Consider the following 14,262-nt stretch of genomic DNA (forward strand, 5'->3'; position numbering starts at 1 on the left):
AGAAGTTATGATAAAATCGTACAAGGATTTACAGGTACATAAGGAAGCGTTTTCGTTGGCCATGGATATATTTTGGCGAACAAGAAAATTTCCGCGGGAAGAAATATATTCACTCACTTCACAAATCGTGCGCTCCTCGCGTTCTGTTTCAGCTAACATTAGTGAAGGTTGGGGAAAACGACAATACGAGGCAGTTTTTAAACAGCAGCTTATAAATGCATTAGGTTCGAATTCCGAAACCCAAGATTGGCTAGACTATGCCTTGGCTTGTAATTATATAGAAAAAGAAGAGCATTGCGCACTTACTAAACGTAATGAACAAATAGGAAAAATGTTGACCAAATTATATCAAAACTGGAAAAGCTATGAATAAAATAAATTTCATAAAAGTAAAAGAGAATATACATATGTTAATGCTGCATTCCAGGCGTCCAGCATCCAGCATCCAGCTTCTATCTACATTATTTATAATGTTGATTAGTGGTTTTGGTTATTCACAAAATTTGCAAACCTATATTGAAGAAGCCCTAGAAAACAACCCAAATATTCAAGCGGTGGAAAAGCAACATGCAATTGCAACTGAAAAAATAGCTGAGGTTAATGCCTTACCCGATACTCAGTTTTCAGGAGGGTATATGTTTGGAGAAGGAAATATGCCGATGATGCAACAAGCAGAGTTTTCGGTTATGCAAATGCTGCCTTGGTTTGGAACTATTGCAGCACGTGAAAAATATGCAAATGCTATGGCTGACGCCGATTTAGTTGAGATTGAAATCGCTAAAAGAAAAATTGCCTTGGCCTTGTCGCAATCCTATTATCGTTTGTATGAAACAGCAAAAAAACAACAGGTATTAGATGCTAATATTGAACTTTTAAAGGTTTATGAGCAGATAGCTTTAACTTCTGTGGAAGTAGGACAAGCGTCTGCAGTTTCTGTATTGCGACTTCAAATGAGGCGAAATGATTTAGCCGAAAGGAAAGCGGTATTGGCACAGGATTTTGCTTCAGAGCAAATTGTCTTTAATAAAATTATAAACCGAAAAGAAGTTGTTGATATTCCTATTGTTGATAGCTTAATTATTCCAGAAAAAGAGGTAGAAATTGATTTTGAAAAATTAAATTTCCACCCCGAATTGACAAAATTTGAAGAGTTAAACAAAGTAGTTTCCCAAGCCGATGCTCTGAATAAAAAAGAAAGCGCACCGAATTTCGGAATAGGAGTAGAATATATGCTTTTTAATGAAGCCCCGAATATGGTTATGCCAATGGCGACGCTATCTATTCCTATTTTTAATAAAAAATACAAGTCCGTTGCGCGACAAAATAGATTGAGATTTGAGGAGCTAGATATTCAAAAAGAAGCTTCACAAAACACTTTAGTATCTCAACTGCAAACCGCTCTTAGAAATAGAAATTCGGCGCGAATCCGACTTGAAACTCAAGATAAAAACTTAAAACAAGCAGAAAACGCAAATGAAATTCTATTAAAAAATTACGAAACGGGCACTATCAATTTTAATGAAGTTCTAGATGTACAGGAACTACAACTTCAGTTTCAATTGAAGCGCATAGAGGCTGTTGCTGAGTATTTTAGGCAGTCCAGTATTGTAAAATATTATATTTCAAACCAATAATTTAATTTTTTAAAAAATATCGATATGAAAACTTCAGAACAACATTCAACTAAAAATGTATACACAAAATTTATTTTGATGCTCGCTGCTTCATTTGTGGCGATGTACATCACTATGTATTTAAATACATACCAGATAGACCACGTGTATTTTAGTCTTACAAGATTTTATATGTCTTGTTTAGGTATTTCAACTATGGCGGTGATTATGTGGTTTTTTATGCGAAAAATGTATCAAAACAAGAAAAAGAACATTGCAATACTATTGGGGAGTTTGGTTCTGTTTGTATCCGCTCTTGGGTTGGTTAGAGCTCAGAGTCCTATTGTTGGCGATGTATTATGGATGAGAGCAATGATACCGCATCATTCAATAGCAATTTTAACTAGTGAAAGAGCTGATATTAAAGATCCAGAGGTGAAAAAACTCGCAAACGACATTATTAAAGCACAAGAAAAAGAAATAGCCGAAATGAAGGCTATGATTAAACGATTAGAAAACAATAAGTAAAATAGAAAATAAGATGAATAAAAATATTATCTATATAGCAATAGCTCTAATTGTTGGGCTTTTGGGTGGCTTTCTATTATTTGGCGGAGATGCTAAAACCACAACAGCTGGTCACGAGCATTCAGGAGAATCGATAGCTAATGAAATGTGGACTTGCTCTATGCATCCTCAAATTATGCAACCCGAACCGGGAAATTGCCCGATATGTGGGATGGATTTAATTCCCGCAGAATCGGGAGCTGAAGGACTTGCCTTAAACGAAATAAGAATGACTAATAATGCTATGGCATTGGCAAATATTCAGACTGTAATAGTTGGGAATGCTGTGGATGAAGACGAAAATAGTATGTCTCTTTCCGGTAAAATTATGCCTAATGAAGAAGCTAACGCAGTACAGGCAAGCTATTTTGAAGGAAGAATAGAGCGATTAAATGTAAATTTTACAAGTGAGAAAGTGAATAGAGGTCAGTTGCTGGCGACAATTTACGCTCCATCCTTAGTTGCTGCTCAGCAAGAACTATTAACAGCAGCCTCAATGAAAGAATCGCAACCTATATTGTATAAGGCAGTTCGAAATAAATTAAAACTGTGGAAGCTCTCAGAAGCTCAAATCAATCAGATTGAAACCACAGGAAAGGTTAGAGAGAAGTTCCCCATTTACGCAACGGTTTCTGGAACAGTTTCAGAAAAATTGGCAGAAGAAGGCGATTATGTTAAACAGGGGCAACCAATTGTAAGAGTAAGTGATTTAGGAACAGTTTGGGCTATGTTTGACGCCTATGAAAACCAGATTTCTCAATTAAAAGAAGGTCAGAAAATTACAGTTACTACAAATGCCTATCCAAACAAGGAGTTTGAAGCCACGGTATCTTTTATAGATCCAATTTTAAACACTCAATCTAGAACTGTTGCTGTAAGAGCTACATTAAATAATAAAGAAGGGTTGTTTAAACCTGGAATGTTTGTTACTTCTAAAGTAAATCTTCCTAAAAATACCGGGAATGAACCGACTATTAGCGTTCCTGCTACAGCGGTACTATGGACGGGAAATAGATCTTTGGTTTATGTAAAAACAAATCCTAACGAACCAATATTCGAAATGCGCGAAGTGAGCTTGGGCGTGAAAACTGGTGAAAACTATATAATTACAGATGGCCTTTCCAATGGAGAAGAAGTAGTTGTTAATGGTACATTTACGGTAGATGCCGCAGCACAACTTCAAGGGAAAAAGAGTATGATGAATTCACAAGATCACACTCAGAATGATACTTCTACGAAATTAGCCGATATAGGAAGACAAAGAGTACCTTCAGAATTTCAAAAACAGTTAAAAGCAGTTTTTGATGACTATATGGTAATTGAAAAAGCGTTGGTAAATGATGATTCAGAAAAACCTCAGGCAGCGGCTTCAAACTTACTGAAAAGTATACAAAAAGTTGACATGAAACTTTTAAAAGAGGAGCCAGGTCACAGCCATTGGATGCAATTGGAAAAGGAACTTCAAAATGCAGCACAAGCAATCTCTAAAACTTCAGATATTAAAGAGCAAAGAGATAATTTTGAAAACTTATCGAACTATTTAATAAACGCCGTAAAAACCTTTGGGATAAATCAAAAGGTGTACGTTGATTTTTGTCCGATGGTAAATAGCGATAAAGGGGCATTTTGGTTAAGTACTGAAGAAGGTATTTTAAACCCGTATTATGGGGCCTCGATGTTAAAATGTGGTGAAGTAACCGATGAAATAGATTAAGGCCGATAGCTTTCATTCAAACAAATAAAAAAACCCACAACAAAAAAGTTGTGGGTTTCCTTTTGCGGAGAAAGAGGGATTAATAAATTGATCCCAACAAGAAATCCAGTACAAGCATAGAAACCCACACATCGCCAGAAAAAGGCGATGCTGAGTTTTTTATTTAGTTCCACTCCTTTCAAGCCGAAGGGGCTTGAGTCGTTTCACTAAACAAAAAACCCACAACAAAAAAGTTGTGGGTTTCCTTTTGCGGAGAAAGAGGGATTCGAACCCCCGGAGGTGTGACCCTCAACAGTTTTCAAGACTGCCGCATTCGACCACTCTGCCATTTCTCCTGTGGTATGCGTTTCATAAGCGTTTTGCTTACGAGACTGCAAATATAAAAAGCTTTTTTAAATATCCTATTCATTTTTTAAAGTTTTTATTTGTTAAAATTTTAGTTGGCTAATGCACCGAAATAAAAGGCTTTGCAACAATTTGAAAATAAGAATATTGCATAAACAACAGTACAGTAATTTTTTCATTAACTTTAAAGAACTAATTATACCAAATGAAGCTTTTTACGTTAATTGTCACATTATCCTTGGCAAACTTTGTCTTTTCGCAAAGTAAAAAACAGGTGGCCTTTAGAGAACTTACCGTAGAACAAGGTTTATCGCAAAATAGTGTGGTAAGTATAGCACAAGATAGTACTGGATATATGTGGTTTGCCACTCAAGACGGACTCAACAAATACGATGGACGCGATTTTACGCATTACGATATTCAATTTGAAGATGTTACGCGTGCAACCTATAGCAAATTGGGGAAAATATACGTATCGAGAAACGGAGATATTTGGATAACTTCCAATTCTGGAAATTTAGAAAAGTATAATTCGGAGACTAATAGTTTTAAAATTATTTCAAATCTCGAAAATATAAGTACACTTATACAAAACTCATCAGATAACTACTACTTAGGAACTTTTGAAAATGGTATTTATAAAATTAATAGCCAAACAAAAGACACTATTCAATTTTTAAATTCAAAAGATGCTCGACAAACTATTTACGATTTTCTACAAACTGATCATCAAACCATCCTGGCTACTACCGAAAATGGTTATTTCAAAATACAAAATGATACATATGAGTACCACCAAATTTTTCCTGCTACAAACTTTAGTGCGCTTGCCCAATCCACTAATAATACGATTTATATAGGGAGCTATGGAAATGGACTATTTATAAAAGAACAACAAAACGAATCACCAACAAGATTTCTAGGGTTTAAGGATGCCAAACTTCCAGAAAACTTAATCATTCAAGATCTTTTAATAGACAATAAAAATCAGTTGTGGATCGCTACTTATGGCCAAGGTGCCTATTTGGTAAATTTTGAAAATGAGACTATTCAAAATTTTACCGAAAACAAGAACAATCCTTATGCATTGCACTACAATGATGTTTTGTGTTTGTATGAAGACAATACAGGCACAATATGGATAGGTACAGATGGTTCAGGTTTAAGTTATTATGATGAGTTTTTGGTGAAGTTTAACGTGCTTACTAATGATCAGATTCCGCTTAACGTAAATGTTGATGTAATCAGGTCTATAGCAAAAGATAAAACGAATAACCTTTGGGTAGGTACTTCAGGAAAGGGCTTAACTCGATTAAGTATTGATAAGCAAGATTATTTCACTTACAGATCTAATGATTCTGAACTTTTAAGTGATAGAATCATGAGTCTTTTATATGACGATGATTCCTTGTGGATAGGTCATCAATCGGAAGGGCTACAATTGTTAGATTCCGATGGAAATTTTACATCCTTTAAGGATACCTCATCATATACGATATGGAAAATATACAAAGATGATTATGGAGCTATTTGGCTTGCAACACGCGATCACGGACTTATTAAGTTCGATAAAAATTTTGGAATTCTCAATCAATATACAATTGACAATTCATACATCACTTCAAACAATATTCGAACCGTGGAAAGTGGAGGGGACAAATATCTTTGGATTGGCACCGAAGATGACGGTCTGTTTAGGTTGAATAGAGTAACAAAAGAGTTAACGAAAATTGAATCTTTTAACAGTAATATAAAGTCGCTTTATTTTGATGGAACTTACCTTTTTGTTGGTACCAATGGCGACGGTTTAAAAATTTATCATCCTGAAGATGAAACCATTTTAAAACTCACAACTAAAGAAGGACTTCCAAATAATGTAGTTTATGGTATTCTTCCCGATGACGAAGGGTATTTATGGGTGAGTAGTAATAAAGGAATTTCAAAGTTGAAATTTAATGATAACACAATTTCAGTAATTGAAAACTACAGTAATTATGATGGCTTACAGGCATTTGAATTTAATACAGGCGCCTATTATAGAGATGAAAATGGAATCTTGTATTTCGGAGGTTTGCAAGGATTAAATTGGTTTAATCCGAATCAGCTAACCTTAAACCCAATTAAGCCAAAAACTGTAATTACAGGTATTCAAGTGTTTAATAAAAACCGAGCACTTTCACCAGATTTGAATTTAAAACACAGTGAAAACACGGTTACATTTACATTTTCGTCACTTCATTTTTCACAACCTGAGCGCAATCAGTTTAAGTACCGACTTTTAAACAACGATGAAGATTGGATATTTTCGGGTAATAGCAATATAGCGCATTACACCAATTTGCCGCCTAATGATTACGAATTTCAAGTTATTTCGAGTAACTATGATGGAGTTTGGAATACTACCCCAAAAACGTACTCTTTTACAATTTTAAAACCGTGGTACGGAACTATTTTGGCAAAAGCCATCTATATATTGTTGTTTTTGCTTTTTGGATTTTACCTATACAGATATTTAAAATGGCGATGGGAAATAAAAAACCAGTTGCGATTAGAACACGAGGAAACCAAGCGTTTGAAAAAGCTTGAGGAATTTAGGACAAAACTTTACACAAACATTTCTCACGAGTTCCGAACGCCATTAACTCTTATCTCTGGGCCGATAGAAAACCAACTTTCGAAACCTAAAATTTCTAAAACTGATAAAAAGGAGCTTTCACTTGTAAAGCAGAATGCCGATAGACTGTTAAGTTTGGTAGAACAGATGCTCGATTTGTCGATGATAGACTCTGGGCAACGGAAACTAGCAGTAAAGCAAGGAAATCTTTCGATAGTGTTAAAACAATTAATCAGTGCTTTTCAATATAAAGCTTCAGAAAAGAACATTACTATTTCTAGTAAAATTCAAAGTTTGGAGCGTGTGTGGTTTGATAAGGATGTGATAGAAAAAATTGTATCCAACTTGCTTTCTAACGCTATAAAATACGCGCCTCAGGAAAGTAAGATATTGTTTGAGGCAAGTAGGCAGGATAAAAGTTTGGTGCTATCTATAATTAATAAAAGTGAATCTGTTGGAAAAACAGACTTAAGCAAACTCTTTCGCCGCTTTTATCAAGACAATAAACTTTCGGAAGGAGTGGGGGTAGGTCTTGCACTGGTTAGAGAATTGGTTGCACTGTCAAAAGGAAGTATTATAGCTAATAACATAGCCGATGATAAGATTCAATTTACCGTATCTCTTCCTATTAATAAAGAATCTTTTAGCGACGATGAAATTATTTTGACAGAAGAAATAGTAAGCAGCAAAACTCCTTTAAAACCTTCGATAAAAGTTTCAGAAAAAGATAAACCGTTATTGCTAATTGTGGAAGACGAAGAGGATATTCGCGCATTTATAATTTCCATTTTTAAACATGACTATCGCATTGTTGAAGCTGAAAACGGACAGTTAGGAATAGAAAAGGCGTTATCACAAGTTCCAGATCTAATTATTAGCGATATTATGATGCCTGAAGTTGATGGGATAGAACTTTGCAATTCTCTTAAAACAAATGAGCTTACTAGTCATATCCCAATAATACTTCTCACAGCCAAAGTAGGCGAAGAAAGCGAAATTAAGGGTATAAAAACTGGGGCCGATGCCTACGTTACTAAGCCATTCAACAGTGAGAAACTAAAATTAAGAGTTGAAAAGCTCATTGAAAACAGAAAGCAGCTTCAAAAACACTTCAGTAAAACCTTGAGTATAAATCCAAAATTGGCTATTACCTCGGCCGAAAGTGATTTCTTAAACCGTTTAAAAACAGTTCTTGACGATCAAATTACTAACCCTGAATTTACTAGCAATCAGTTTGCTGAACTTATGCTTATGAGTCGCACCCAGCTTCATCGAAAACTTAAAGCTTTAACAGGAATGTCTGCAAGTGAATTTATTCGCTCGCAACGATTAAAGTTGGCCGTTGGTCTCCTTAAAGAGTCCGATGCGACTATTTCAGAAATTGCTTATCAGGTTGGATTTAATACCCCTTCTTATTTCAGTAAGTGTTTTAGAGAAATTTATAACTGCACACCGAACGAGTATCTCTCAAGTATCTAATAACTAATACTTAACCGTGTAATTCTTACTGTTGAAACATACGTATAATGTTTTGGCACATATCTTCTATGTTACGCTTTTAATTCACTTTAGCTTTGGTTAAGAAAAGCACATTATATGAAAACTCCCATTCAAGATGATAATAAAGTTGATGAAGTATATATGAGTATTGACCATCTAAAAGTGGGGAATTATGTGTTAAAAATTCTCTATAAAAACAAAGTAATTAAAACTATCAAATTTCAAAAAATCTAAAACCACCATTAACTAAATCAAAAAATTATGAAAAATTCAATTAAAATTATCTATTTGCTGTTTCTGTCACTTTTAGTGAGTTGCTCCTCTGATAATGAAGATACAGCACCGCCACAATTTACCTTAGATAACATTCAAGGAGATTGGTATAGAGTAGGAGGCAATAATCCTGAATATAACGGAATGTTGGTAAATGTTGTAGATAACACAGGTACCGTTATAAATCCAGCTAATTCGACTTTTAACGCAGGAGATATAAAATGGAAAACAATAGTAGCAAAGCAAAATAACACATACGATCATAAGGAATTGGGAAGTGATAACGATTATTATGATGCTACTATGAAATTAGACGTTGATGATACGCTTCGAATTTCTGTAGGGAATAGCGGGTCGGGTAATGTACAGAAATGGGTACGACAATTATCAGAATTAAATGACTGTAGTCCTTATGAAGTTGGGGATTATACAGCAACTAAAAATGGGACTTGGTTAGAAGTGAATGACGAGCACAATTACCCTGGTTTGCTGACTGCCGTTTCTGACGCGGGAGGAGGATACTACACTGTTTTGTTGACAAATGATAGCGGGGTTGTTCCTTGGATGACAATAAGATCATCAGATGATCCTTATGGTTCAATTTCGAGTGGTACGGCAATAGGAAGCCAGACTCCCACGGAAAGAAAAACGAGCTTTTTGGTGCACCCAGGAGTAAGTTATGATGTAGATGCTATCTATTCGTCTTACATAAATGTAGATCATCCTGTTAATTATACTATTGAATATACCTTTACAGGCAGAATGGATTGTTACGAGCCAAATGATTTTATAGAGGATGCAAAAGCAATTCCTAAAAATGAAAGTATTGAAGCTTATGCAATTACTGGATATAAATTTAACTACAATGATTCAGGTTCTCCACAAACTCATGATTATTATAAAGTGCAAGTTTTTGAACCAGCAAAATTACAAATGGAACTTCTTCAAGTACCTACATCAATAAAATTACGTGTTAATATGTTAAAGTCCGATGGAGTGGTTTTAGGGGTAAATTATGATGTTATTTCTGGCGATGTTAATGAAGATGGCGGTAAGTTTTACACTACTACAACTCAAGTGCTAGAGCCTGGAATTTATATTTTAAAAGTAGAGGTAGCAGGTTCGAGAAAAACAGTTATCAACCAATGGAATAATGAAAGTATTCCTGATCATTGGGATACACCGTATAAATTTAAAGTAACAACAGTTCAGTAAACACAAATCTTAGGGTTAAATATTATAAGGTGTAATAAATTAAATAAATTACATTACATATTAACTCATTAAATAATTTTTCAATTGTTTATTTAGCAGTAATGGAATAGCGATAAAAGTTCAAAATTTTTATCGCTATTTTTGCATTTAATATTAATTCATTTTTTAAATGACTTCTACTACTATTGAAAAATTGCAGTGGCGTTACGCAACAAAAAAATTTGATCCTTCTAAGAAGCTTTCATCGGAAAAGTTAAATGTTTTAAAAGAAGCATTTAACCTCACAGCAACTTCTTTTGGCTTGCAACCTTTAAAGTTAGTAGTTGTTAGTAACTCCGAAATTAAACAGCAGTTAATGCCGATTACGTATAATCAGCCTCAAGTACGAGATGCGTCTCACGTTTTAATTTTATGCATTGAAAAAAGTATCAATGAAGAATTTATTATAGACCATTTTAAAAGAGTAGAAGGCTTGCGAAAGACTCCACGAACTATTCTGGAACCTTTTGAAAAAAATCTAATCGATTCGTTTACAGAAAAAGATAGTTCAGAAATAAAAGATTGGATGATTAACCAACTCTATTTAACCCTTGGAGCACTTCTAACGGTGTGTGCTGTCGAGAAAATAGACGCCTGCCCAATGGAAGGATTTGAACCGAAAAAATACGATGCTTTACTTGGTCTTGACAAAAAAGGATTAGAATCTGTTATTGTATTGCCAGTTGGATATCGCGATGAGTCAGATTTTTTTATAAATCTTAAAAAAGTACGTCGTGGAGTTGATGAATTAACCATAGAGTTCAAATAAATTTAGCTTGAATAAAGTCAAAGGGTTCGGGAAACTATGACGAAATAGAATATGAAGTGTAAGTTTATAGTTGAAATACTAAGTCAATTATCCCTTTAAACCTTTTCAAAAAATATTAATTATTATAAATATAAAACATGCCAGGATTTGAAATTTTTGGCGCTGAAGAGCGCAAACAAGTAAATGATGTGTTGGAAACAGGTGTTTTAATGCGCTATGGTTTTGACGGAATGCGAAACAATCATTGGAAAGCCAAAGAATTTGAATCGCTTTTCGCTAAAAGAATGGACGCGGAATACTGCCAATTAGTTTCTAGTGGTACAGCAGCTTTAACTCTAGCCTTAGCCTCTGCTGGAATTGGGGCTGGGGATGAGGTTATCATGCCAACATTTACTTTTGTAGCAAGTTTTGAATCTATTTTAGCGCTGGGCGCTGTTCCTATTTTGGTAGATATCGATGAAACTTTAACGCTTGATCCCAAAGCTGTAGAGGCTGCAATTACTGAAAAAACAAAGTGCGTTATGCCTGTGCATATGTGCGGTTCTATGGCAGACTTAAGAACCTTAAAAGCGATTTGCGATAAACACAATTTAATTCTCCTCGAAGATGCCTGCCAAGCTTTAGGTGGTACGTATGAAGGAAAACCCCTAGGTAGCTATGGCGACTTAGGATGCTTTTCTTTCGATTATGTAAAAACGATTACCTGTGGGGAAGGCGGTGCCATTATTACAAATAATAAAGAATACGCAAAAAACGCAGATCACTATCAAGATCACGGACACGATCATGTTGGAAACGATCGCGGAGCAGAATCGCATCCCTTTCTAGGATACAATTTTAGAATATCCGAATTGAATGCCGCAGTCGGTTTGGCACAGCTCGAAAAATTAGATGGAATATTAAATACTCAGAAGGAAAACTACACAATACTTCGCGAAGCTTTAGAGTCTATTGAAGGCGTGACTTTTAGAAAAGTGCCTGAGGGTGGAGAAGAAAATTATTCTTTTTTGAGTTTTTTCCTGCCAAACGAAGATTTAACGAAAAAAGCCCATAAAGCACTTTCTGATGCTGGTGTCGATGCTTGTTTTTATTGGTATACCAATAATTGGCATTACATAAATGGTTGGGAACACCTAAGAAATCAAAAGAGCTTAGGCAACCTTTCTTCGGAAGTGAAAAACCAAATGCAAGACTTAAACAATACCGATTTTTCCAAAAGTCATGCAGTGATGAGCCGTACAATTTCTTCATTAATTAAAATTGGCTGGACTGAAAAAGAGGTTCAAAAAAGAGCCGAAGCAATGAAACAAGCGATTATCTCAGTTTTATAGATTTTCGTCACTATTTATTAAAAGTCGTCTAATGTTGTTTTAGACGACCTTTTTGTTTTTAAATACTTCTAATTACCATTGAGAAAGCCACAATTTGCTTTTACTTCAGGTGTTTTCGGAAAATGAAACATTTCTTTCAACTTTTGAAACATGTGTGATAATGACTTAACATGTACGTCTTTAGCTTAGTGATGTAGAATGATTTAAACATTACTTATGAAAACTAAAAACATACTTATAGCATTTGTCTTCCTTTTAATAGGAACCAATATTCAAGCTCAAATATTAGATAAAATAACTAAAAGGGCTGAACGCAGTGTAGAGCGAACGGTGCTAAATAGAACAGATAGAGAGGTTTCAAAACAAACAAATAAAACCATTGATGGGGTAATTGAAGGTGATAAAGAAAAAAATACGAAGAAGACTCCTAAGAAATCCAAAACTAAAAAGAAAACCAGAAATCCGAATATAATCGGAGGTAATATGGATGGAATTCCTGATAGTTATAACTTTCAGTATTCATTAGATATGAAAATAACCTCAGACGGAAATACTTCTAATTTAAAATATTTTGCTGCACCTAATGCGAGTTATTTCGGAACTGGAGTAGCAGGTCAAAACAATAGTGTTATTGTTTACGATATAGAAAATCAAGCTATGATAACTTTTATGAATAGTAATGGACAAAAAATGGCAATGAAGATGAATATGCCCTTACAAGAAGAAATGCAAGAAATGATTAATCAAAAAGGCAGTAATAGTAGAGTTGATGGCATGAAGTATATCCCAATTGAAGGCAAGACCCTTTTAGGGTATAAATGTAAAGGATATTTGGTAAAACAGGAGGAGGGTACAAGTAAGATTTATATTACAAATGAAGCTCCAATTGGTTTTTTAGGAATGCTAGCTAGTGTTAATGCCATAGGTGACGACAAAAATACTATAGACATTCCATTTGATGAGAACTCAACGATTATGGAGATGGAGTTTACTTCAAACTCAAAAAACAGAGATGATATACATTTACTGTGTACTGCTATAGAAAAACATCAATTTACTATTAATAGAAACGAATATCGCGGATTGTAAAACAACTTGTAAAGTTAAAATCAGGACAAATAGTTAATCATTGAAATTAATATTATGAAATCAATCGCAATAATATTTCTCGCTTTAATATATCTCACTAGCTGTAAAGACAGTAAAAGTTCTGATATTAATACAAGTGTAAATCACGATACCCATACAAACACTGAGAAAGCAATAAACAGTAACAATAAAACTCAGGATAACGAAAATAAAAGGGATTCGAAAATTAAAGAATCTCAAGAAGATTGGTATTGGAAAAATACTATTATGAGTAAAAACAACTCCTTCAATAATTGGCAAGAAGGAGCGGTAGAATTAGTTATGTTATTCAAAATCAAAGGAAATGATATGCATCCTAGAACCATAAAAGTGGGGACTATCAATGCTTCAGGAGAAGTTAATATTAATTTACCCTCAGAATTAAAAACAGAACGAAAATTAGATAATCTGGGAAACCTTGTTTTTTTCGACATTACTGATATTTCAAATTTTAATTATGAAAATGGAAATACTGGTTATTTCTCAAATACATCATTTCAGGTTCTCAAGAATGGCAATGCTATAGGTAATTTAACTATGGGTAATTCGGTGCGAACTACTTATAATCTAACGAATCAAAGCAATTTAACACAAGGGGATGAGGGATACCTTGTTTACTTGGTTTATGTTGATGAAAAAGCTGCGATGAAAGGAAATGAAACTACTACTGTAAAAGCGAGAAGAGATGGTACAAATACTATTGATGCAGAAACAACTGTTGTTTACAATTTAAATTTTAAACCAGGTTGGAATTATGTAAAAACTGAAGTAATGGGTAGATACAATCTAGAACACGAAAGAGGCTTGGATGTATCTTGGTTCAAAAAACACGAACATACTACAATCCCTAATAAACCTCTAGAAGCCGAATATTTCTTCAGAAAAAATTCATATTAATTAAATTCTGTTTTTATTGAATATAACATCTTCAGTTGTACAGCATTGCAAGGTGCGGATAAAAACTCCAAATTATTGATACGCTTTAACTCGTATTAACTCGTATTAACTCGTAGATTTTCAGCTTCTAATACTTCAAAATAGGGGAGGAATGTAAACTTCTCAATTTTCTCTATTCAACTTACAACATTTTGTTAACGATTATCTATGGAATATTCCCGATATTTGTTTTTACCCAAAATTTAAAAACTCTAATT

Annotated in this window: 11 protein-coding genes and 1 tRNA gene; 11 read left to right on the forward strand and 1 reads right to left on the reverse strand. The window is 34.3% G+C overall.

All coding sequences use genetic code 11. The features are described 5' to 3' along the window. The first annotated feature begins 7 nt into the window (after positions 1-7). The 4 genes from RT250_RS11460 to RT250_RS11475 are packed head-to-tail and all read left to right on the forward strand — an operon-like array spanning position 8 to position 3,894. Positions 8-373: a four helix bundle protein gene (locus RT250_RS11460; protein ID WP_313114884.1), complete on the forward strand. Its 366-nt coding sequence runs from the start codon at positions 8-10 to the stop codon at positions 371-373. After that, positions 366-1,634, forward strand: coding sequence for a TolC family protein (locus RT250_RS11465; protein ID WP_313114885.1), 1,269 nt, complete (start codon positions 366-368; stop codon positions 1,632-1,634). The genes RT250_RS11460 and RT250_RS11465 overlap by 8 nt, the downstream gene beginning before the upstream one ends. 24 nt (positions 1,635-1,658) lie before the next feature. Further along, positions 1,659-2,141 carry a DUF305 domain-containing protein gene (locus tag RT250_RS11470; protein ID WP_313114886.1) on the forward strand — a complete coding sequence of 161 codons (483 nt, stop codon included), beginning with the start codon at positions 1,659-1,661 and terminating at the stop codon, positions 2,139-2,141. 13 nt (positions 2,142-2,154) lie between these two features. Continuing rightward, a complete protein-coding gene (locus tag RT250_RS11475) occupies positions 2,155-3,894 on the forward strand; it encodes an efflux RND transporter periplasmic adaptor subunit (protein WP_313114887.1) in 1,740 nt (579 codons plus the stop codon). 250 nt (positions 3,895-4,144) lie between these two features. Here the strand turns inward: RT250_RS11475 and RT250_RS11480 are convergent. Beyond that, positions 4,145-4,229 (reverse strand) — tRNA-Ser (locus RT250_RS11480). Positions 4,230-4,444: 215 nt separating this feature from the next. Here RT250_RS11480 and RT250_RS11485 point away from each other — a divergent pair. From RT250_RS11485 to RT250_RS11515, 7 genes are all read left to right on the forward strand, one after another. Beyond that, on the forward strand, positions 4,445-8,332 hold the full coding sequence (locus tag RT250_RS11485; RefSeq protein WP_313114888.1) for a two-component regulator propeller domain-containing protein: 3,888 nt from the start codon (positions 4,445-4,447) through the stop codon (positions 8,330-8,332). 117 nt (positions 8,333-8,449) lie between these two features. Continuing rightward, entirely contained in the window at positions 8,450-8,587 is a 138-nt protein-coding gene (locus RT250_RS11490) for a hypothetical protein (RefSeq protein WP_313114889.1), read from the forward strand. 27 nt (positions 8,588-8,614) lie between these two features. Beyond that, positions 8,615-9,841 (forward strand): hypothetical protein, encoded by a 1,227-nt coding sequence (locus RT250_RS11495; protein ID WP_313114890.1) that lies wholly within the window; start codon positions 8,615-8,617, stop codon positions 9,839-9,841. A 169-nt stretch (positions 9,842-10,010) separates the two neighbouring features. Continuing rightward, the gene (locus RT250_RS11500; protein ID WP_313114891.1) at positions 10,011-10,649 is read left to right on the forward strand and encodes an NAD(P)H-dependent oxidoreductase; all 639 of its coding nucleotides are present in this window, start codon (positions 10,011-10,013) and stop codon (positions 10,647-10,649) included. A 137-nt stretch (positions 10,650-10,786) separates the two neighbouring features. Continuing rightward, positions 10,787-11,980, forward strand: a complete 1,194-nt coding sequence (locus tag RT250_RS11505) for a DegT/DnrJ/EryC1/StrS family aminotransferase (RefSeq protein ID WP_313114892.1) — start codon at positions 10,787-10,789, stop codon at positions 11,978-11,980. Positions 11,981-12,196: 216 nt separating this feature from the next. Next, positions 12,197-13,069 carry a hypothetical protein gene (locus tag RT250_RS11510; RefSeq protein WP_313114893.1) on the forward strand — a complete coding sequence of 291 codons (873 nt, stop codon included), beginning with the start codon at positions 12,197-12,199 and terminating at the stop codon, positions 13,067-13,069. Between the two features lie 54 nt (positions 13,070-13,123). Beyond that, positions 13,124-14,005: a hypothetical protein gene (locus tag RT250_RS11515; RefSeq protein WP_313114894.1), complete on the forward strand. Its 882-nt coding sequence runs from the start codon at positions 13,124-13,126 to the stop codon at positions 14,003-14,005. The last annotated feature ends 257 nt before the right edge of the window (positions 14,006-14,262 follow it).

Origin of the sequence: Aequorivita sediminis (assembly GCF_032080575.2) — a bacterium.
In the GTDB taxonomy this organism is placed as follows: Bacteria; Bacteroidota; Bacteroidia; order Flavobacteriales; family Flavobacteriaceae; genus Aequorivita; species Aequorivita sediminis.